This is a genomic window from Paraburkholderia sp. Ac-20347, from assembly GCF_017104805.1.
GTDB classification, from domain to species: domain Bacteria; phylum Pseudomonadota; class Gammaproteobacteria; order Burkholderiales; family Burkholderiaceae; genus Paraburkholderia; species Paraburkholderia tropica.
Map to the genome: position 1 here is coordinate 1 of NZ_JAAGPN010000156.1, position 19,200 is coordinate 19,200.

Annotated in this window: 25 protein-coding genes, 2 tRNA genes and 1 pseudogene; 7 read left to right on the forward strand and 21 right to left on the reverse strand. The window is 62.0% G+C overall.

Annotated elements, in window-relative coordinates; all coding sequences use genetic code 11:
* From G3N97_RS25015 to G3N97_RS25025, 3 genes and pseudogenes are all read right to left on the reverse strand, one after another.
* Positions 1-382: pseudogene (locus tag G3N97_RS25015) on the reverse strand (permease); the annotation flags it as partial.
* Between the two features lie 298 nt (positions 383-680).
* Positions 681-1,733, reverse strand: coding sequence for an NADP(H)-dependent aldo-keto reductase (locus G3N97_RS25020; RefSeq protein ID WP_205995720.1), 1,053 nt, complete (start codon positions 1,731-1,733; stop codon positions 681-683).
* Positions 1,734-1,953: 220 nt separating this feature from the next.
* Positions 1,954-2,286, reverse strand: a complete 333-nt coding sequence (locus G3N97_RS25025) for an RcnB family protein (RefSeq protein ID WP_205995722.1) — start codon at positions 2,284-2,286, stop codon at positions 1,954-1,956.
* 271 nt (positions 2,287-2,557) lie between these two features.
* On the opposite strand from G3N97_RS25025, the gene G3N97_RS25030 reads away from it, so the two are divergent.
* Positions 2,558-2,800, forward strand: a complete 243-nt coding sequence (locus G3N97_RS25030) for a hypothetical protein (protein ID WP_205995724.1) — start codon at positions 2,558-2,560, stop codon at positions 2,798-2,800.
* Between the two features lie 128 nt (positions 2,801-2,928).
* Here G3N97_RS25030 and G3N97_RS25035 read toward each other — a convergent pair whose 3' ends face one another.
* Both G3N97_RS25035 and G3N97_RS25040 read right to left on the reverse strand, forming a co-directional pair.
* Positions 2,929-3,186 (reverse strand): hypothetical protein, encoded by a 258-nt coding sequence (locus G3N97_RS25035; RefSeq protein ID WP_065060106.1) that lies wholly within the window; start codon positions 3,184-3,186, stop codon positions 2,929-2,931.
* 247 nt (positions 3,187-3,433) lie between these two features.
* Complete coding sequence (locus G3N97_RS25040; protein ID WP_205995726.1) at positions 3,434-3,634, reverse strand: hypothetical protein; 201 nt, start codon at positions 3,632-3,634, stop codon at positions 3,434-3,436.
* A gap of 32 nt (positions 3,635-3,666) precedes the next feature.
* On the opposite strand from G3N97_RS25040, the gene dusA reads away from it, so the two are divergent.
* The 3 genes from dusA (at position 3,667) to G3N97_RS25055 (ending at position 5,984) form a co-directional block, all read left to right on the forward strand.
* Positions 3,667-4,689 carry a tRNA dihydrouridine(20/20a) synthase DusA gene (gene dusA, locus G3N97_RS25045; protein ID WP_205995728.1) on the forward strand — a complete coding sequence of 341 codons (1,023 nt, stop codon included), beginning with the start codon at positions 3,667-3,669 and terminating at the stop codon, positions 4,687-4,689.
* 109 nt (positions 4,690-4,798) lie between these two features.
* Positions 4,799-4,874 (forward strand) — tRNA-His (locus G3N97_RS25050).
* A gap of 120 nt (positions 4,875-4,994) precedes the next feature.
* On the forward strand, positions 4,995-5,984 hold the full coding sequence (locus tag G3N97_RS25055; protein ID WP_205995730.1) for a glycosyltransferase family 2 protein: 990 nt from the start codon (positions 4,995-4,997) through the stop codon (positions 5,982-5,984).
* On the opposite strand, the gene G3N97_RS25060 is transcribed toward G3N97_RS25055, so the two are convergent.
* From G3N97_RS25060 to ssuD, 6 genes are all read right to left on the reverse strand, one after another.
* The gene (locus G3N97_RS25060; RefSeq protein WP_205995732.1) at positions 5,976-6,701 is read right to left on the reverse strand and encodes an SOS response-associated peptidase family protein; all 726 of its coding nucleotides are present in this window, start codon (positions 6,699-6,701) and stop codon (positions 5,976-5,978) included. The two genes, G3N97_RS25055 and G3N97_RS25060, sit on opposite strands and share 9 nt — an antisense overlap.
* Positions 6,702-7,051: 350 nt before the next feature.
* Entirely contained in the window at positions 7,052-7,294 is a 243-nt protein-coding gene (locus G3N97_RS25065) for a hypothetical protein (protein ID WP_065063265.1), read from the reverse strand.
* Between the two features lie 172 nt (positions 7,295-7,466).
* Positions 7,467-7,682: a molybdopterin-binding protein gene (locus G3N97_RS25070; RefSeq protein ID WP_028229590.1), complete on the reverse strand. Its 216-nt coding sequence runs from the start codon at positions 7,680-7,682 to the stop codon at positions 7,467-7,469.
* A 100-nt stretch (positions 7,683-7,782) separates the two neighbouring features.
* The gene (locus G3N97_RS25075; protein WP_205995733.1) at positions 7,783-8,766 is read right to left on the reverse strand and encodes an ATP-binding cassette domain-containing protein; all 984 of its coding nucleotides are present in this window, start codon (positions 8,764-8,766) and stop codon (positions 7,783-7,785) included.
* Positions 8,763-9,614 (reverse strand): aliphatic sulfonate ABC transporter permease SsuC, encoded by an 852-nt coding sequence (ssuC, locus tag G3N97_RS25080; RefSeq protein ID WP_205995734.1) that lies wholly within the window; start codon positions 9,612-9,614, stop codon positions 8,763-8,765. Before ssuC ends, G3N97_RS25075 begins: the two co-directional genes overlap by 4 nt.
* A gap of 67 nt (positions 9,615-9,681) precedes the next feature.
* Positions 9,682-10,839, reverse strand: a complete 1,158-nt coding sequence (gene ssuD, locus G3N97_RS25085; RefSeq protein ID WP_205995735.1) for an FMNH2-dependent alkanesulfonate monooxygenase — start codon at positions 10,837-10,839, stop codon at positions 9,682-9,684.
* Between the two features lie 270 nt (positions 10,840-11,109).
* Here ssuD and G3N97_RS25090 point away from each other — a divergent pair, with 270 nt between their 5' ends.
* Positions 11,110-11,535 (forward strand): hypothetical protein, encoded by a 426-nt coding sequence (locus tag G3N97_RS25090; protein WP_065063257.1) that lies wholly within the window; start codon positions 11,110-11,112, stop codon positions 11,533-11,535.
* 99 nt (positions 11,536-11,634) lie between these two features.
* On the opposite strand, the gene G3N97_RS25095 is transcribed toward G3N97_RS25090, so the two are convergent.
* The 3 genes from G3N97_RS25095 to G3N97_RS25105 all read right to left on the reverse strand — a co-directional run bounded on the left by G3N97_RS25095 (position 11,635) and on the right by G3N97_RS25105 (position 13,889).
* The gene (locus G3N97_RS25095; RefSeq protein WP_205995736.1) at positions 11,635-12,795 is read right to left on the reverse strand and encodes an enoyl-CoA hydratase/isomerase family protein; all 1,161 of its coding nucleotides are present in this window, start codon (positions 12,793-12,795) and stop codon (positions 11,635-11,637) included.
* A gap of 89 nt (positions 12,796-12,884) precedes the next feature.
* Positions 12,885-13,553 carry a TetR/AcrR family transcriptional regulator gene (locus G3N97_RS25100; protein ID WP_205995737.1) on the reverse strand — a complete coding sequence of 223 codons (669 nt, stop codon included), beginning with the start codon at positions 13,551-13,553 and terminating at the stop codon, positions 12,885-12,887.
* A 51-nt stretch (positions 13,554-13,604) separates the two neighbouring features.
* Positions 13,605-13,889: a DUF1488 domain-containing protein gene (locus G3N97_RS25105; protein ID WP_065063253.1), complete on the reverse strand. Its 285-nt coding sequence runs from the start codon at positions 13,887-13,889 to the stop codon at positions 13,605-13,607.
* A 206-nt stretch (positions 13,890-14,095) separates the two neighbouring features.
* Here G3N97_RS25105 and G3N97_RS25110 point away from each other — a divergent pair, with 206 nt between their 5' ends.
* The gene (locus tag G3N97_RS25110) at positions 14,096-14,308 is read left to right on the forward strand and encodes a hypothetical protein (protein ID WP_065063251.1); all 213 of its coding nucleotides are present in this window, start codon (positions 14,096-14,098) and stop codon (positions 14,306-14,308) included.
* Positions 14,309-14,327: 19 nt separating this feature from the next.
* On the opposite strand, the gene G3N97_RS25115 is transcribed toward G3N97_RS25110, so the two are convergent.
* Positions 14,328-14,666: a multidrug efflux SMR transporter gene (locus tag G3N97_RS25115; protein ID WP_065063249.1), complete on the reverse strand. Its 339-nt coding sequence runs from the start codon at positions 14,664-14,666 to the stop codon at positions 14,328-14,330.
* 4 nt (positions 14,667-14,670) lie between these two features.
* Entirely contained in the window at positions 14,671-15,168 is a 498-nt protein-coding gene (locus G3N97_RS25120; RefSeq protein ID WP_205995738.1) for a heme-degrading domain-containing protein, read from the reverse strand.
* A 237-nt stretch (positions 15,169-15,405) separates the two neighbouring features.
* Here G3N97_RS25120 and G3N97_RS25125 point away from each other — a divergent pair.
* A tRNA-Met gene (locus tag G3N97_RS25125) sits at positions 15,406-15,482 on the forward strand.
* Positions 15,483-15,772: 290 nt separating this feature from the next.
* Here G3N97_RS25125 and G3N97_RS25130 read toward each other — a convergent pair.
* The 5 genes from G3N97_RS25130 to G3N97_RS25150 all read right to left on the reverse strand — a co-directional run.
* Entirely contained in the window at positions 15,773-16,027 is a 255-nt protein-coding gene (locus G3N97_RS25130) for a PAAR domain-containing protein (RefSeq protein WP_205995739.1), read from the reverse strand.
* Positions 16,028-16,240: 213 nt separating this feature from the next.
* The gene (locus G3N97_RS25135; protein ID WP_205995741.1) at positions 16,241-16,762 is read right to left on the reverse strand and encodes a hypothetical protein; all 522 of its coding nucleotides are present in this window, start codon (positions 16,760-16,762) and stop codon (positions 16,241-16,243) included.
* 303 nt (positions 16,763-17,065) lie between these two features.
* Entirely contained in the window at positions 17,066-17,281 is a 216-nt protein-coding gene (locus tag G3N97_RS25140) for a hypothetical protein (RefSeq protein WP_205995743.1), read from the reverse strand.
* A gap of 31 nt (positions 17,282-17,312) precedes the next feature.
* Entirely contained in the window at positions 17,313-17,567 is a 255-nt protein-coding gene (locus G3N97_RS25145; RefSeq protein ID WP_205995745.1) for a PAAR domain-containing protein, read from the reverse strand.
* Between the two features lie 1,034 nt (positions 17,568-18,601).
* The coding region (locus G3N97_RS25150; protein ID WP_205995746.1) for an RHS repeat-associated core domain-containing protein at positions 18,602-19,200 on the reverse strand (599 nt) is incomplete at its 5' end.

The window sequence follows — 19,200 nt, forward strand, 5'->3', positions numbered from 1 at the left end:
GCAGACCGCCCGCCGCGACGCTGCCGAAGCCGCGCCGGCCGAGCACGCGCGCGACCCACTGCCCCGGCAGCAGCGCCTGCACGCCCGAGCCGAGCAGCAGACCGAGCACCATCGCCTGCCAGATCGCCTTGCCATAGGCCAAAGCGTAGTCGAGCGCGGCGGCGAGCGACGGTACCGGTGCACTGGCCGCGCCGCCCGTCAGGATCGACTTGCCGATCGAGTGCGTGGCCTCGGCCGTGAACGCGCGGTGGTAATACGGAAACCACTTCACATAGAACAGCCCGGCGACCGCCAGCAGAAGAAAAACGGGCCAGCCCCAGCCAGGCGCCGAGGACGGCAGTTGCGGCGGACGGGGCGAAGGCGCGTCGGATGCGCTGGTCATAATGGTGTAACTCCGCGAAGGGCGAATGGAATGCGAAACAGGGGACAACCGTGGAAACCGGCTCGGGGCGGATCGTGCGATTCCGGCCCCGGGCGGACCCTGCAAGCGCGCTTTCGGAGCGCGGCGGGTGTGCGCAGCATCGTAGTGCATGACTCGCGAATCGCCAATGTCCGACGTTGGGCGATTCGCGAGCCGTCGTGCGCGCGGGCGGCGGGCTGACACGGCAGGAAGCCTGCTCCGCCTTCGGTGTGCTTCGGTGTACCTCAGTCAGCTTCGCTCAACTTCAATCAGCGCGCGATCAAGGCGCCGGATTCGGCTGCAGTTCGTGCAGCGCGTCGATCTGCGCGAGCACGTCCGCCGAGAGCTTCACATCGACGCTCGCGATGTTCTCCTTGAGCTGCGCCATCGACGTCGCGCCGATCAGGTTGCTCGTCACGAACGGGCGGCTGTTGACGAACGCGAGCGCGAACTGCGCGGGCGACAGACCGTGCTCCTTCGCGAGCGCGACGTAACGCGAAGTCGCCGCGATCGCCTGCGGTTTGCTGTAGCGCTGGAAGCGCTCGAACTTCGTGATGCGCGCACCCTCGGGCCGCGCCCCGCCCTCGTACTTGCCCGAAAGCCAGCCGAACGCGAGCGGCGAATACGCGAGCAGGCCGATGCCCTCGTGATGCGTGAACTCGGACAGCCCGAGCTCGAACGTGCGATTCACGAGGCTATACGGATTCTGGATGCTGACGATGCGCGGCAGACCGAGCTTCTCGGCGGCGCGCAGGAACTGGGCGACTCCCCAGGGCGTCTCGTTCGACACGCCGATATGGCGCACCTTGCCCGCCTTCACGAAATCGGCGAGCACCGCGAGCGTTTCCTCGATCGGCACCGTGTAGGCGTCGTCAATCCACGGATAGTTGCTGCGGCCGAACGTCATCGTGCTGCGGTCGGGCCAGTGCAGCTGATACAGATCGACGTAATCGGTCTGCAGGCGCTTGAGGCTGCCGTCGAGCGCCTCGGTCAGATTCTTGCGGTCGAACTGGTTGCTTTCGCCACGGATATGACGCGGATTGTGCGGCTGGCGCGCCGGACCCGTCATCTTGGTCGCGAGCACGAACTGGTCGCGGCGCGCGCCATTGCGGGCAAGCCACGTGCCGATGAAGCGCTCGGTCTGCCCTTGCGTTTCGGGGCGCGGCGGCACCGGATACATCTCCGCGGCGTCGATCAGCGTGACGCCCTGGTCGAGCGCGTAGTCGATCTGTTCGTGGGCGTCCTGTTCCGTATTCTGTTCGCCCCATGTCATCGTGCCGAGGCCGATCAGGCTGACCTTGACGTTCGTATCGCCGAGTGTGCGGTATTCCATCGAAGCGTTTCCATCATCAGGTTGCGGGAGAACGCCGACGCTATCACGCCGGCCGAAATTTTTCAGGAAGCGCTGAATTCGCGCGGGGCAAAGTCGAAGCCGTCGAAACCGTCGAAACCGTGGAAGTGTCAAAACGAAAAAGCCGGAGCCGGTAAAACCGGTCCGGCTCGGATCGCGCGGGTCGCACGGGTCGCGCAGGTTGTCGCGAAGACGGGTCCGCTTAAGGCCCGACGCGCTCCACGGCCCAGCTCGAATTGCGCACCAGATAATACTGGCCGCTCACGCCGACCCAGTGATAACCGCGCGGCGGCGGCTTGAGACGATACTGCTGCCAGTCGTCGATCACATATTGACGATCGCGATACTCGGGCGGCAGACGATCGCCCTTGCGCCACGCATGCGGCGGCGCATCGGGCGGCGGACGGTCGGGCGGCGGCCCGCCGTGATACTCGTTCGGGCCCGGACGGGGCGGTGGCTGCTGCGCGAACGTCGATACCGATGCCAGCATGGCCGGCAAAGCCAGCGCAGCGAGAAGCACGAAGCGTTTCTGCATTGTTCACCTCCTGGTTAGCGAGTCGAAACCGGACGAAGACAGTCGAGTCGATCCGACCACGTCGCGCCCGAAGCCGCCAGGCGCGCTCACCTCGCGATTCATGTTAGTACAGCGCGCAACGAGACCGGCGCGAGCGCGTCCGCACGCCGCGCGCCTGCTGCCGCATGTGTTGCGGCATCGATTGCGGCATCGGCTTCGGTATTTGCCCCGCCGCACGCCCGAATGGCGCAGACGTGCCAGAATCGTCGCGTGCGTCCGAGGAGAACACGGCATGGAAAACCAGCGCAGCTACGAATACATGGGCTTCGACATGACCGCCGGCGTGGACGGCGATCACAACGTGGGCTTTCTCGTCACGACCCAGAAGATCCACAGTCTCACCGACGACAACCACGCCGACGTGCCCGTCGACGGCGTCGCGTCCGGCCGCTTCCCCACTCAGGACAACGCGTTCGACGCCGCCTTCGACCGCATCCGCGAAGCAATCGACCAGCGCGTGCGCGCGGCCTCCTGACGAGGCCTTTCAGACGCCCGAAAAGCAGAACGCCGGGCGTCGTGAAGACACCCGGCGTTCATGCCGCCCGTCAGACGGGCGGCCGGTGCAGAGCGGCCGAGGCGCGAAGCCTGGCCGCCGGACACCACTTATTGCGCTTGCGACGACTGCGAGCCGTGCGCGCCCGACTGCGAAGCCGAGCCGGTCACGCCGCCGTAGGCCGCGTCAACGCCTTGCTGCTGTGCGCGCTCGGCCGCAACCGTCTGCGCGCTCTGGCCTTGCTGCGAAGCCGGTGCGCCGACGTTCGGACGATAGAAAGGTGCCGGGCCGTAGCCGCTGGCGAACGCCGGAGCGGCAACAGAAGCGGAAGCTGCGACCAGCAGCGCTGCGATCAGTTTGGTCTTCATGGTGGACTCCAAATCAGGTTCAATTGCGGTTCGGGAATGGCGCCGCGCCTGGGAGGTCAGACCCATGAGCTGCGTCAGTGAGACTCAGTGTATACACCTACTATCGGAAAATAATCGCGATAAACCGAATTGACTATTCCGCTTCCAGAAACAATGCTGTGAGCCAAACCAGGCTTGGCTGAGCGACGAACAGACCCTAAAAAGACGTCCCAAACTTTTTTCTGCGACGCAGCATTTGGCGACGGGATTACATAACGCGCGAAGGGTCTTTCGGTAAAAGGGCAAGATGGAAACGCTTCCATTCGGACAGTTTGATGGCGGTTTGCTGGCGATATGACAGAAAACCTTCATTGCGGCCCTGATTTTTCTGCCGGAGCTTCGCGTGCCGCACCGCAAAATCGCCGTCAGCGCACTTCCCGTCATGCGATAAAATAGAAGGTTGATTCACGCCTGCCGCGCCTCGTCGCGCACCCATCTGCCATGTCCGCCACCCGTATTGCCAGCCCCCGCCGCGTCTCCGTCGCGCCGATGATGGACTGGACTGACCGCCACTGTCGCTCGCTGCATCGATTCATTTCCCGGGACACGTGGCTGTATACGGAGATGGTGACGACCGGCGCCCTGCTCCACGGCGACGTGCCGCGCCACCTCGCCTTCACGCCCGCCGAAGCGCCCGTCGCGCTGCAGCTCGGCGGCAGCGAGCCGGACGACCTCGCGCGTGCGGCGAAACTCGGCGAGCAATGGGGTTACGACGAAATCAACCTGAACTGCGGCTGCCCGTCGGAGCGCGTGCAGCGCGGCGCGTTCGGCGCGTGCCTGATGAACGAGCCGCAACTCGTGGCCGACTGCGTGAAAGCGATGCGCGACGTGGTGTCGGTGCCGGTGACGGTCAAGCACCGCATCGGCGTGGACGCGGTCGAGGACTACGCATTCGTGCGCGACTTCGTCGGCACGATCGCGGACGCAGGCTGCGACGTGTTCATCGTCCACGCGCGCAATGCGATCCTCAAAGGGCTCAGCCCGAAGGAAAATCGCGAAATCCCGCCACTCAAGTACGACTACGCCTATCGCCTGAAACGCGATTTCCCGAATCTCGAAATCATTATCAACGGCGGCATCAAGACGCTCGACGAAGTGGCGACGCATCTCGAGCACGTCGACGGCGTGATGCTCGGCCGCGAGGCTTATCACAATCCCTATGTGCTCGCGGACGTCGATGCGCGCTTCTACGGCGCGAGCACGCCGGCACTCACGCGCGACGAGGTCGAGGCGAAGCTCATCGAGTATTGCGCGGCGGAATTGAAGCGCGGCACGTATCTCGGCGCGATCGTGCGTCACGCACTGGGCCTCTATCGCGGCGAAGCGGGCGCGCGCGGCTGGCGCCGTGTTTTGTCGGACAGCCGCAAGCTGCAGAAAGGCGATCTCGCGATCTTCGAAGAGGCGCGTGCGCATCTGCGCGCCCCGCTCGACGCCGACGCCGAACTTTCTTCTGAAAATATTTGAATAAAGGGGCTAGACAAGCCCGTTAGGGCATGTCTATAATCTTGCTTCTTGATTGACGCCGCTCACGAAGCAGCGCTAACAAGCAAGCAGTAAAAACGCAGTAACAGTGGTGGCTGTAGCTCAGTTGGTAGAGTCCAGGATTGTGATTCCTGTCGTCGTGGGTTCGAGTCCCATCAGCCACCCCAAAGAATTCAAAAAAAACCGCATCGTTCGATGCGGTTTTTTTTCGTCCATATTCAAGACCAATGCAAAGTTCGACGGGGATGACGTCATCCGGCATGGTGGCGTCCGATAGTATTCCGCTTGTGTCCATCGCACTCGCCACCTACAACGGCTCTCGCTACCTGCCCGAGTTGCTCGCTTCGATCGAATCGCAGACGTGGCCGCGTCTCGAGCTCGTCGTTTCCGATGACGGCTCCACCGACGACACGCTCGACGTGCTGCGCAACTGGCGCGGCGCGCTGACCATCCGCATCGTCTCGACCGGCGAACGCGTGGGCATCGTCGGCAATTTCGGCCGCGCCGTCGCGGGCTGCGAAGGCGCCTATATCGCGCTCGCCGATCAGGACGACGTCTGGTCCGCCGACAAGATCGAGGACATGGTGCGCACTCTTCGCGCCCAGGAATCGCAACGCGGCCACGCGCTGCCGATGCTCGCGTATTGCGACATCGAAGTCGTCGATCACACCTTGTCGCGCATTTCGAAGTCGTACTTCGACCAGAACGGCAAATCGCGCGACGCCTCGCGCCTGCGCGATTTTCTGTTGAGCAACCATATTCCCGGCTGCTCGATGCTGCTCAATCGCGCGGCCATCGAACTGGCCACGCCGTTTCCGGCCGGCATCGTCATGCACGACTGGTGGCTCGCGATGGTGGTCGCCTCGTTTGGCACGATCACACACGTCGACAAACCGCACATCAAGTATCGGCAGCACGACAACAATGCCGTCGGCGCCTCCGTGCCCAAGCGCACGCCGCGCGCCAACGCCTCGACGAACGCGCCGCCCGCCGTCGCAGCCGACACGCCCAGTTCGACGCAACGCCGCGCCGAAGGTCGCAAGCGCCAGCTGCACGCCATCGGCCAGCAGTTCACGCTGTTCTCGATGCTGCATGGCGAGCAGTTGCCGTCGATCGCGCACAAGGATCTCAAGGCGTTCCGGCGCGCGGTCTCCAGCACGGCCCACGCCGTTTTGTTCGTGATGCGAAGCAAAACCGGCGAGACGTCATGGCGCGGATTGAAAATGCTGCGACGCCTTCGGCCCGCGATCCGCGCAAACGCAACGGCATCAGTTTGACGCCGCGTCGCCGAAACCGGGTTCTAGAGAAGGAATGTCCGCTTCGGCTTCGCGCGATTTCGCGGCGCGCGGTGGCGCGGGAAACGGCTCGGCGATCATCGGTTGCGCCGGATAGAGCGTAAAAAACGAACGCGCCTCGTCGGTCGAGTGGCTAGCCAGCCAGTTCTCGTATTGCTGCGGCGGCACAATCACGACTGAGCGCTTCTCGTCGCCCGGCTTGTGAAAGCGGCTCATCAGCGGATGCGAATCGGCGTTCACCGTGAGCATCGTGAACGAATACGCGCGACGCGGCATCTCGCCCTCCTCCGGCGCGTCCTCCCACTCACGCCAGAGCCCCGCAATCGCGAACGGCTCGCCCGACGCAAGCGCGATGCGCCAGCGCACCGCCTTGCCGCTCTCGTAATTCGGCTCGAAGAACGCCTCGCACGGCACGAGACACAGTTGCTGGCGCTTCCACGCGCCGCTGAACGAACGCTTTTCGCCGACCGATTCCGCCCGCGCATTCATCGTGTCGAACACGCGCACGCCGGGCGGAATGTGCCTGCGCGGCACCATGCCGAAGGTCGCAAGACTGGCTTGCGTCGCGCCGTCGATCCTGCGGATGATCGGCGCGGCGTAGTCCTTGTAGATGTCGTCGCGCCACGGGCTATCGGGCGGCTCGACGCCGAAATGCCGAAACAGTCGATCGCGGCGCGCAGCGGCGTAGTTCGTGCACATGAGCGGCCCTCCCTCCGATCCGCTCATCTTAGTCGCTGTGCGACATGGGAGCACGCAGAGCAGGAATCCCGCTGTCAGCGAAAGAACGCCCTATCGGCAGCAATTACCCGATAGTAACGATTCGAAATATCCGTCTATATACAACGCGCGCGTGATTTGGTACTTTGTAATCTGATCGAAGGCAAGGCCCTCTCCCCAGTTGCGCTCGCGTTGCTGGCTGGCCTCTGCTTTTACTCGGCCGTGCCCGTTTTGCGGGCGCGGCATTTTTTTGCGCGTTTGCGCATCAGGGCAAGCGGAAAGATTCGTTGATGTGCGCGGTCTCGGCTGCAGCGCGGCGACGCATACGTCGCTTACGCCGCTGCCCCGCTGTCGATCCAGGCGCGCGCGGCGGCAAAGCCCGCTTCGGCGGCGGCGTGCTCGGTCGGCCAGAGCCGCTCGATGTGGACGAGTTCCCAGTCCTTGCGCACGGCGCCGTCCTTGAGCACGCGATAGTGCGCCTTCACGCCCGTGAGGATCTGCTCGACGGCCACTTCGATGTCGTAGCCGTTGTAGCGTTCCTCGTAGTCGCCCATGTCGATGCCCTTCGGCTCCATGATCGTTCTCCCTCGTGGCTGTCGTGGCTGGCTGGTCCATGCTAGCACTTCCACTCCGGCCAGGCCCCGCGACGCTCGCGCCCACGCGGACAAACGAATGCCCGCGCGAGTTACCCGGAACGATCACACACAAGCGACAACTGCGGTGATCACCGAAGTGATCACGTCGCGCTCAAAGACGCGCGATCGACACCTCGGTCGACTTCACCAGCGCGACCACTTCCGAGCCCACCTTGAGGTCGAGCTCGTCGATCGAGCGCGTCGTGATCACCGAGGTCACCACGCCGAACGGCGTGTCGACGTCGACTTCGGACACCACGGGTCCGCGAATGATTTCCTTCACTTTGCCGCGGAACTGGTTGCGCACGTTGATGGCGGAGATGCTCATGAATTCGACTCCAAAAGTTCGTTCTGAAATAACGGGTGATTGAGGTTCAAACGATTCGACAGATTCAGCCGGTTCAAAGGGTCCACAGGGTCCAAAGGCTTCACAGCGCCCAGCGCACGTCGGTCGGATGCAGTCCGTGCGGTCGCGCGTTCGCCTGCGGCAGCTGCGCCGCCGCGCCCGGCGTGCTGCCGAGCACACGCTGCAACACGCTTTCTTCGAGCGCCGCGAAGCGCGCATCGGCGCGGGCACGCGGACGTTCGAGCGGGACGTTCTGATCGAGCGCGATACGCCCCTGCTCGACCAGCAGAATGCGATCGCCGAGCGCAACGGCTTCGTGCACGTCGTGCGTGACCAGCAACGCCGTGAAGCGATGCTCGCGCCACAGACGCTCGATCAGCGCATGCATTTCGATACGCGTGAGCGCGTCGAGTGCGCCCAGCGGTTCGTCGAGCAGCAGCAAGCTCGGGCGATGCACCAGCGCACGCGCCAGCGCCACACGCTGACGCTGGCCGCCCGACAAACGTGCCGGCCATTCGTCGGCGCGCGCGAGCAGACCCACTTCGTCGAGCACGGCGCGGGCGTCGTCGCGTGCACCGCGTCCGAGGCCCAGCATCACGTTCTGCAGCACCGTTTTCCACGGCAGCAGACGCGCGTCCTGAAACATGATGCGCGTATCGAGCGCCGCGCCCGCTTCGCCGCGACGCGTCAGCTCGCCCGCATCCGGCTGCTCCAGTCCGGCCACGAGACGCAGCAGCGTGGACTTGCCGCAGCCGCTGCGGCCCACGATCGCGACGAAACTGCCGCGCTCGATGGAGAGATTGAAATCGTCGAGCACCACGCGATCGCCGTAGCGCTTGCCCACGCCGCGCAGTTCGACCGACGCATCCTGAGGCTGCGCCTGCGTGCGCGCCGTCACCGTCGCTTCACGCGCGAAGTCATGCGCGAAGTCATGCGCGAATTCATGCGCGAATTCATGCGCCGCTTCGTTCGCCTCGCGCGCCTGTACGCGCGGCTGTTCAATCTCCGCTTCGAGATCGCGGCCGGCGATGCCGCTCAGACCGGACGTCAAGGTACTTGCGTTCATGCGTCGCTTCCTCGTTGATAGGCGGGGTGCCAGCGCAGCGCCACGCGCTCGAGCCACTTGGCGAGCCAGTCGGCGAGTTTGCCGAGCGCCGCGTACAGCAGAATGCCGACCACCACCACATCGGTTTGCAGGAACTCACGCGCATTCATCGTCATGTAGCCGATGCCCGACTGCGCGGAAATGGTTTCGGCGACGATCAGCGTGACCCACATCAGCCCGAGCGCGAAGCGCACGCCGACGAGAATCGAAGGCAGCGCGCCCGGCAGGATCACTTCGCGATAGAGCGCGAAACCCTTGAGGCCATAACTGCGCGCCATCTCCACGAGGTTCTGGTCGACCGAGCGGATGCCGTGAAACGTGTTCACGTAGACCGGAAAGAACACGCCTAGCGCGACGAGAAACACCTTCGCTTCCTCTTCGATGCCGAACCAGAGGATCACGAGCGGAATCATCGCCAGCGCGGGAATGTTGCGGATCATCTGGATGGTCGAATCGAGCGCGATTTCGACTGGCTTGAACAGGCCCGTGGCGAGTCCGAGCGCGAGACCGATGCCGCCGCCGATCGCGAAACCCGAGACCGCGCGCCACGTACTCACGCGCACGTCCTGCAGCATTTCGCCCGACTGGATCAGCGACCACGCGGCCTTCACGACCGCGAGCGGCTCGGGCAGCACGCGCGTCGACAGCACGCCGACACGCGCGGCCAGTTCCCAGGCCGCGAGGATCGCGAGCGGCAGCAGCCACGGCGCGAGTCGCGCAAACACTTTGCGCAGCAGCGCGGTATTGGCGCGCGCGCCGCGCGGCGCGACGCTCGCGGTCACCGTTGCGCTTGCAGCGGATTGAGTCATCGGAACGTTCTCCTTGTTGCATCGCGCCGCAACGCGATTGAAGCTGGTGAATGCGCGGAAAACGGCCTTAGCTCTGGCTGGCTTTCGGCAGATAGTGATTGCCGACCACTTCGCCGAACGGACCCGACAGCGGACCGTCCGACTGCTTCGCCTGACGTCCCGGCAGCAGCGGGAACACCAGCTCGGCAAAGCGGTAGGATTCCTCAAGATGCGGATACCCCGAAAGAATGAAGGTCTCGATGCCGAGATCCGCGTACTCCTTCATGCGCGCCGCCACCTGTTCCGGATTGCCGACCAGCGCCGTGCCCGCACCGCCACGCACGAGGCCCACGCCCGCCCACAGATTCGGATAGACCTCGAGATCCTCGCGCGAACCGCGCTTGCCGCCATGCAGCGCGGCCATGCGGCGCTGCCCTTCCGAATCCATCCGGCCGAACGCAGCCTGCGCGCGCGCAACGGTCTCGTCGTCGAGATGGCTGATGAGTTTGTCGGCGGCCGCCCACGCTTCCTCTTCGGTCTCGCGCACGATCACGTGCAGACGAATCCCGAAGCGGATCTTGCGGCCCTTCTGCGCTGCGCGCTCGCGAATGTCGGCGATCTTCTTCGCGACCGCCTCGGGCGGCTCGCCCCACGTCAGATACGTGTCGATGTGCTCGCCGGCGATCTCGTGCGCAGCCGGCGACGAACCGCCGAACCACAGCGGCGGATGCGGATGCTGGACCGGCGGATAGAGCGCCTTGCCGCCCTTCGATTGCAGATGCTTGCCCTCGAAATCGATCGCCTCGTTGGTATGCGAAGCGGCCAGCAGCTTGCGCCAGATGTGCAGATATTCGTCGGTGATCTCGTAGCGCGTGTCGTGATCGACGAACACGCCATCGCCTTCGAGTTCGGCCGTGTCGCCGCCCGTCACCACGTTGATCAGGAGGCGCCCGTTCGACAGCCGGTCGAACGTGGCGGCCATGCGCGCGGCCAGACCCGGCGACGACAGACCCGGGCGTACGGCGACGAGAAACTTCAGGCGCCGCGTGGCCGCGATCAGGCTCGATGCCACGACCCACGCGTCTTCGCACGAACGTCCCGTCGGCAGCAGCACGCCTTCGTAACCGAGCGAGTCGGCGGCGACCGCGACCTGCTGGAAGTAAGCGAGATCCGTTGCGCGTGCGCCTTCGGTGGTGCCCAGATAGCGGCTGTCACCGTGGGTCGGGATGAACCAGAACACATTCATGCGAAGCTCCTGCTAATCGTTCGAGACGTGAGTCGAAAGGGATTACGACGGCCGCGCCGTCTACATGGGGACTCAGTCTAGGGATCGGCCCTGGGGTTGCGAACGATTTTTTTGAGCTTAGTTTTTCCACTTTCGTGCTTTACGCGACGCTTTAGCGTACGCGGCATACGGTCGCGCAGCGCGCGCCGATATAATGGCGCGATCAAGAATCAAGCCGTGTGGCGCCCCTTACGCGCGCCTGACGCGGCTCAGCCACTCTCGCCCGTTCACATGCAAAAACTGATTTTGCCGTTCGTTTCCGGCTTTCTCGCGTCGCTGTTCTTTCGCGAAGCCACGCTGGCGCTGCTGCACGCGGCACAGGTCGTCGACATTACCGGTTTCTCGACCGAGCCATTCGCCCCGCTCGGCCTGCCCGAGTTTCTCGTCAACGCGATTTTCAGCGCGTGCTGGGCGATCCTGATGGCGTGGCTGCTGCGCGTGTCGCCGTCGCGGCCCGCGCCCTGGGTGCAGGCGTTCGTGTTCGGCGGCATCGTGCTCACGGCCGCCATGGTGTTCGCGATCGATCCGCTGCGCGGCATCTGGCCGAGCGGCAACATGCTGCCGCGCCTCGCCACGGGCTTTGCGTCGAATGCCGTCTGGGGATGGGGCGCGCTCGTCTTCATGCGCGCCTTCATGAGCGAAACCGACGAGGACTGAGCCTCGCGGCCGTATGCGGCGCCTCGCGCGCCGCTCGCTTGTCTCGCGGCCTTTGTTACCTTTGTTACCTGCCTTGGCCGCTCCGCCGGCTCGCCGGACTCAATCCGGCAACGCGCGCAACGGATGGTCCGTCAAGCTCCACGGACTCTCGAACATCGCGTTCACGTCCTCGGCCCGCACGTCTTCCACGCGCGCGAAGCGCCAGTTCGGGCGATTGTCCTTGTCGATGATGCGCGCGCGGATGCCTTCCATCACGTCGCCGCGCGCAAAGCTCGAACGCGTGAGATCGAGATCGCGGCGCAGCACGTCGGCCATCGATCCTTCGGCGCGCGACACCGCCTCCAGCGAGACCGCCATCGATAACGGCGAACGCTCGCGCAACACGCCGATCGTCTGTTCGGCCCACTCGCTTTCCGAGCCCTTCCCCGCCTGCCTCGCAGCGTCGAGCGAGGCGAGGATCGCGCCCACATCCGGCTGCGAGAAATGCCGGTCGATCCACGCACGCGCAATCGCCAGCGCCGACTCCGACGCCCGCCGCTGCGCCTCTTGCGCAGGCAACGCCGCGCGCCGGATGCGCTCGACCACGTCGGCGCCCGTCACGAACGTCTCGGTCTGCAAGGTATCGAGCAGCGCGGGCCACGCGGATTCGTCGAGAAAGAGGTCGGCGAGCCCGGCGTAGAGCGCGCTGGCCGCGTCGATCGTTTCGCCCGTCACGGCAAGGTAGCGGCCGAGCGCGCCCGGCGTGCGCGCGAGCAGCCAGCCCATGCCGACGTCGGGAAAGAGGCCGATGCGCGTTTCGGGCATGGCCATGCGCGTCGTCGCGCCGACGAGACGCAGCCCGCCCGTGCGATGCGCGCCCTGCGAAATCCCCATGCCGCCGCCCATCACGACGCCATTGAGCAAGGCGATATACGGCTTCGGATAGCTGAAGATTGCGTGATCGAGGCGATATTCGTCGATGAAGAACGTGTCGAGCGCGGCCTGATCGCCCGCGCGAAATGACTCGTAGAGAAAACGGATGTCGCCGCCCGCGCAGAACGCACGCGGATGCGGCGTGCGCACGACGACTGCGAGCACGTCGGGGGCGTCGCGCCAGCGGTCGAGCGCGTCCTGCATGGCGTCGACCATCGCGGTCGACAATGCGTTGAGCGCCTGCGGGCGATCGAGTTCGATATAGCCGATGCGGTTCGCGACGTGCGTGCGCACGTGCTGTTCGTTATCGACGGAAACACGGCTGGACGACGAGCTGGACTGGGACATGGTGATCGGCAACGGAAAGCACGATGAAATGACGCGCGCCGACACCGGAATTCAGGACTCGGGACTCGCGGCAGCGCCTCGCGAGGCTATCACGTCGCACTGGTTTTCGTCGGCTTGCGGGCAGGCGCGGCGGCGCCGGCGCGATCGTACTGCTGTTCCGCCTCGCACGGACCGAACCACGCATCGAGCGCGGCGTCGACGGTTTGCCTGCGCCGCGCGTCGCTCGCAAACGCTGGATCGCGCGACGCCAGCGCAACCACGCCGTGCAGCATCGCCTGCAGCGCGCACGCGAGTGAAGCGGAATCGATACGACGTTGCTGCGCATCCGCCAGCGTCTGCAGCGTCGGCGCAAACAACGACGTCGCGCGCTCGCTGGGGAGATCCGCGTCCGTCGCCGCCGCTTCCGCCTCGCTGAACATCAGCCGGTACGCCTGCGGATGCTCGCAACCATAACTGACGTAGCCGTGCGCGAGCGCCTGAAGTCGCGCGCGCGGATCGTCGATGCGCGCTAGCGGCGCGAGATGCGCGAGCAGCTGCGCGTGGCCTTCGCGGCCCAGCGCGCGGACGATATCGTCGCGATTCGCGAAGTGCAGATAGAGCGACGCGGGAGAATAGCCGATGGCATCGGCGATCTTGCGCATCGACAGCGCGGCCAGGCCCTCGCGCAACACGATGCGGCGCGAAGCGTCGAGGATCCGTTCGCGCAGTTCGAGACGCTGCGCGGCGGCGCGGCGAACTTTCGGTTCGGTGAGGCCCATCGGCCCGATCCTCCTGCGCGCGAAACTAGTCAGGACTCCCGCAGAACGGATTCACGACAGCAAACTGCCCGGCGGAAAATGCCCGCTCTTGAGCAGCACCGGCGTGCCGTTGCTCAGTTCGAGATGCGCGCGCGCCACGGCTTCGATGCGCGGGCGGCCCGCGTCGAACGCCTCCATCCAGGCTTCGCGGACGGCGGCGTTCGCGCCGAAGTGATCCTCGAGCGCCTCGACGGAAATCGCGCACGGCACGCGCGCGCCGTCGACCAGCGCGGGAAACACCACGGTGAGATTGGCGTCGCGCCAGACTGGCGCGTCGCCGGGGAATCGGATATCCATAAGCGGCCCCGCTCGACGATTTTGCAGAAGAAAACCCGCTCCGGCGGAAAACGGAAGAGCGCTTCATGTTACTCGCGGCGCTGCGGATTCGACATCTACGTGCACCGCGCGCGTGCGAAAATCGCCAACAATCCGTGGTGAGGGCGCGCTTTGCCGCTCGCACCCTTTCACTTTCGCAAGCACGCAAACCGACAAGCAGACACGACATGGCACCGCATCTGAACGGCCGATACTTCGTGGACGACCACGAGATACCCGAACCGCAGGCGGCGAACCGCTGGTTCAGCTACGCACAGCAGCACGGCATCGACGTGGCGCGCGCGATCAGCGTCTGGGAGGACGCCGCCACGCTCGACGGCGAGACGAGCCGCGCGACCGTGGCGGGATGTGGCATTCGCATCGTGCCGCCCGAGGTCTGAGCGGCGCGTGGCATGGCGATCAGTGCGCCTGCATCTTCGAAAACAGATTGAGCACGAGCACGCCGGCCACGATCAGACCGAGACCGAGCAGCGCGGGCAGATCGGGCACCTGCTTGAAGAACAGCATCGCGACGAGCGTGATCAGCACGATGCCGACGCCGGACCACACCGCATAGACGATGCCCACGGGCAGGCTCTTGAGCGTCAGCGAGAGACAGTAGAACGACACGCCATAGCCCACCACCACGACCGCCGACGGCACGAGCCGCGAAAAGCCATTCGAGGCGCGCAGCGCGGACGTGGCGATGACTTCGGCGACGATGGCGATGGCGAGCAGGACCCAGGGAGAGGAGCGCATCGCGTCAGACCCTGGCGAGCGCGAGCTGGCTGTAGTCCGCCCCAAGCTGCGCGCACAGCGCCTCGACGACGAGTTCGTGGTCCTTGCGCTGCGGCAGCCCCGAGACAGTGACCGAGCCGATCACGCCCACGCCGTCGACGGTGAGCGGAAACGCGCCGCCGTGCGTCGCGTATTCGGAAAGCGGCAGACCGTGTTTCTCGGCGAGCGTCGTGCCCGCCTGCTGCATGCGCAGGCCGATCGCGTACGAGCTGCGACGGAAGTGATCGACGACGCGCGACTTGCGGCGCACCCAGTCGGCGTTGTCGGGCGAGGTGCCGGCGAGCGCGCAGAAAAACAGCGTGTGGCCGAAGGTGCGCACGTCGATGGCGACGGCATGCGAACGCGCCACCGCCAGCTCGCGCAGATGAGCGCCGAGTTGCCAGGCGCGATCGGCGTCGAAGCGGGGAAACACGAGCGCGCGCTCTTGCGCGGTCACCGTTTGCAGATCGTGGGCGATGTCCATATTGGGCGAGTCAGGCTGAGGGAATTGAGCCCTGATTCTAGCCTGGCGGTTTGACGCGCCGGATGTGGCTGAAGGCACCTGGAGTTATCTGAACGCGCCCTTTCGCCGGTCCGCGTCGGTCCGCTCGCGGTCCACTGAAGCAGCGCGCGCAAACTATCTGCAATCGCCCGGAAGGCTTTTCGTTATTTTCTGTTGACAGCTTCAATCTCAGCCCTCATAATAGCTTTCTCTGACGGACGCGGGGTGGAGCAGTCTGGCAGCTCGTCGGGCTCATAACCCGAAGGTCACAGGTTCAAATCCTGTCCCCGCAACCAATCAAACCAAAGGGTTACAGCGTTTTCGCGCGTAACCCTTTTGTCTTTTCTGCCCTCGCGTAACTCGCTGGCGGCAATCCGGCTCAACAGATTCCACCGCTGCGCGACTTGATGAGCAAAAACGGCTACGCCCGCGACCTTGCCGAGCGGGGCGCTTGCCCCTACCGTCGCGAACAGGGTTGAAGCGGGCTGTCACCGCACAAACCCTCTTCAACAGCGCCGCACGATGATGGAAGCGTGGACGGCTCATTTCTGCATTAATGGATAAGGCGGAACGATCTTCGGAGCGCCTACACCGTTGGTCCACCGGCAGAGACGATGAGCGTCGCGCTACACGACGTGCTGCTGCCGTGATGCGCGATGTTGCGGCCGTCGATGGTGCCGAGGCCGCCGCTCGTGATAACGACAAGACCGTGTAGCGGGCAGGTCACCATGTCGCCGACGCGGGCGGCGGGGATGCCGCCGATCGTGACGCATGTTGCGGCGGTTGCGACTGCGCCGCCGTGAGTGGTTGGTGTTCCGAGGGTTGCGGCTGAGGCTGACATAAGCCTTTCCTATTTAAAAGTATCAAACGTCAATTTAGACATTTCGCGCCAATTTTTGGCGAATCACCCTGGAGTCTCTTATAGCAAAGGGCTCCCGAGGCGTCCCCGCCTGGAAGTATTGTCTATATTTCCTGTGGTAGTCCCATCCTACTAAACCGGCACTCAATGTGATTTCACCTAAACGCCGAGATCCATCGCAGGTAACAAATGTTGTTATTTATAAGATATTCGGATTTTGCACATAAGTGCGGCCTCGATAGCAGCATCAATTCTTTTCTCATCCTCTTTTGAGGCATTCGCTCCAGCTCTAACAATCGCATACATCAGCAGAAAAACTAGCATCTCCCCAAAAAGAAAGAGACTTGAACTTGATATTGGATTAAACAACACAGGAATCAGAGTTAGCATAAAAATAACGGAAAAAATAATAAAAATTATTGCACTTGCAATTTTTATAATCTGCGATTTTCTATAAAAACCAGTCAAACGCGTCCCAGCATCATCAGAAATCAGGCTTCCAACAAAAACAGAATGCCATGAATTTAATCTGCTTGAATACATATAGGCCATTTTGACGTGGTTGCCATGCAAAACTCCAAGGACACCTTCTCGCCGAGCGAACCCCACCTGAGAAGAAACAAAAATCGCCTCGATTGCAGATTTTGCCTCATACATTTTCATAGAAGAAAAAAAATCGCGAACCGGACTCTTGTAGAAAAATACATTACCAATCATGGTTAAATTTCTCGCTAGAAAATATTTTTATCCACATCAAAAGATCTTCAATCAATTGAAAGCAGATGCTTATGTATTTATCTATTTTACTTGCAGAATTTTAATGATTCGCCGAATTCCACTTTCAGCGCTGTCCTTCATACACATTGAATATTGCTGAGATGCGATTGCGCCTCCTGCCCAACCGCCCCCGATGCCTCCCGCATCAAGGGACGCGGAACCATGGAAATTTCGCCACAATGTAAGCGGCGATGGTGCTTGCGGCGTCATCGCTTGTGATATAGCTCGAACACGCGACCGCGCTCATCCAGCAGTGCTGGGTTTGCCCCACAGCGGCGTACTGCGCAAATGCACTCCCGCAGGTGGCAACGGGACCGTCCAGGTCTGCGCTGCAAGTTCACGTGCCTGATCGGGACGTAATACAAGCGCATAAGGCATGCGCCTACATTGCCCGACGTAACGCTCGATGCTGTCATCCACCAGATGCCGGATGCTGCAGGCTATCTTTTCCGTCTTCATGAAAATTGCGTCCGTAGCCGCGCACCCAGGCTCAGACAGTTGGGCCGCCGCCAGTAACGACAGGTGTTGCTCCACACGACGTGCTGCTGCCGTGGTGCGCGATCCTGCAGCCATCAATCGTACCGAGGCCACCGCTCGTGATAACAGCAGGGCCACGCATGGGGCACGTCACCATGTCGCCGACACGGGCTGCCGGAATGCCGCCTATCGTGACACAGCGGGCGGCAGTCACCACTGCGCCACCGTGGGTGGTTGATGTTCCGAGTGTTGCGGCTGGCGTTGTCATTTGGTGAACTCCCAAATCGTAAGATACTTATTGCGGGCTAATACGCACATCCTTAAACGTAAAACTAACAATTCCATCTGTTAGATACATAAAAATTTCACCTCCCCTCCGTTCTTTATCCTCTTCGCATAAGCATTACTAATATTGCCCACCCCCTTATTATTCTCTAGTTCGAAAAAATCCACGGTACAATTTAAATCATTAATATTCAAAAATTCTATATAATACTTATCTCGCGAGCGGCGTGAATCACTCGCGTACAACTCCACACGCATACCTACCAGCCCACCACACAGACAATCAATTTCAAACATCTGAAATACACCATCATGCCACTGCAACAACTCTAGATTTTTAGGTTTTTCATATAAAATCGAAGCTAAGGGACGATCACGTTAGCCGGTGAAATTCCCTCGACCGCCCCATTTTCTGCAAGCAAATTTTCACAACCCTCTACAGCTTTTCGATTATAAAAATCACATACCACGAGCCCTCGAAAATCATCATCCACCGAGACGGAATCGCTGACCTGGATATTTCGCTCGCTTACAATTTATTTCACAATCCACTCGCCCTACAAAGAAACATCAGAGGTAGGGATCAAACTCAAACGACGCGCCTGCAGCTGCCAATCTACTGATTTTTCTCGCATCTGTGCTGAAGGCTGGCCTGAATCCATCTTCATCAGAACTGACACTCATAGACAATTCAAGATGAAAATATCCCGACCAATATGGCTAGCACAAAAACCGAAAACACGTCCGCCTTAAAATTAACAGTCATATTGCAATATACGTTTCCGCCAATAAACAGCGCCGATTACGCATCAATAACATTGACATTGATAGTCCGCTATTGTGTATTTTGGGGAGGCAGGCTTAGGTTCAACCAGTCGACCGAAGCGATTCGAATCATTGCACATATCGACACACTTCCTCAGTTTTCCATCGTATGTTTCCCGGTTTGAAGTTGGTCCTAGGGCGGAAATCAAGCAGATAACAATGATAGCCACCGTTAGCAAGAATAGAGGATGTTTAAATAGATGAGTCATATGGAACCCACTCTGTACAGGTGAATTTGCGATGATCTGTCCAACCTTCGGGAACGAAGCTTTGAGTTTGAAAATCCTGATTTCGTTTACACTGCTTACCGGAGTTATCTGTCATCGATAACGGCGAGTCACCAAAATAGCCCTTCGCACAGTACTGCTTGATGATTGGCATACTCCACGGCACGTTAACACCGACCCACTCTCCTGGTAGTTCTGGAGAGGGAAACGCGAGATTAGAGGTATCTCCAAAGATTCCTTCCAACGGTGCGTTTCTTGAGAGAGTTGGCATCGGCGGCGATATATCCGCACGATAGAGATTGCCCATTCCAAGTAGCACGGGACCCAGTGCCTGTAGCCCCAACGGGTCAGTCCAAGTAATGGGGTTTTTGACGTAAGCGTAGGCATTCATCCCGCCTCTCAACCCAATTGGGTCAAGCGATATGAATCTGCCGCTTTGCGGATCGTAATACCGGAAACGGTTGTAGTGCAGACCCGATTCAGCATCGAAATACTGGCCCGGAAAGCGGATCGGGTTATCGATCTCATGCTTCAGATAGCGCCGCGTCTTGCCGTAGGCGCTGA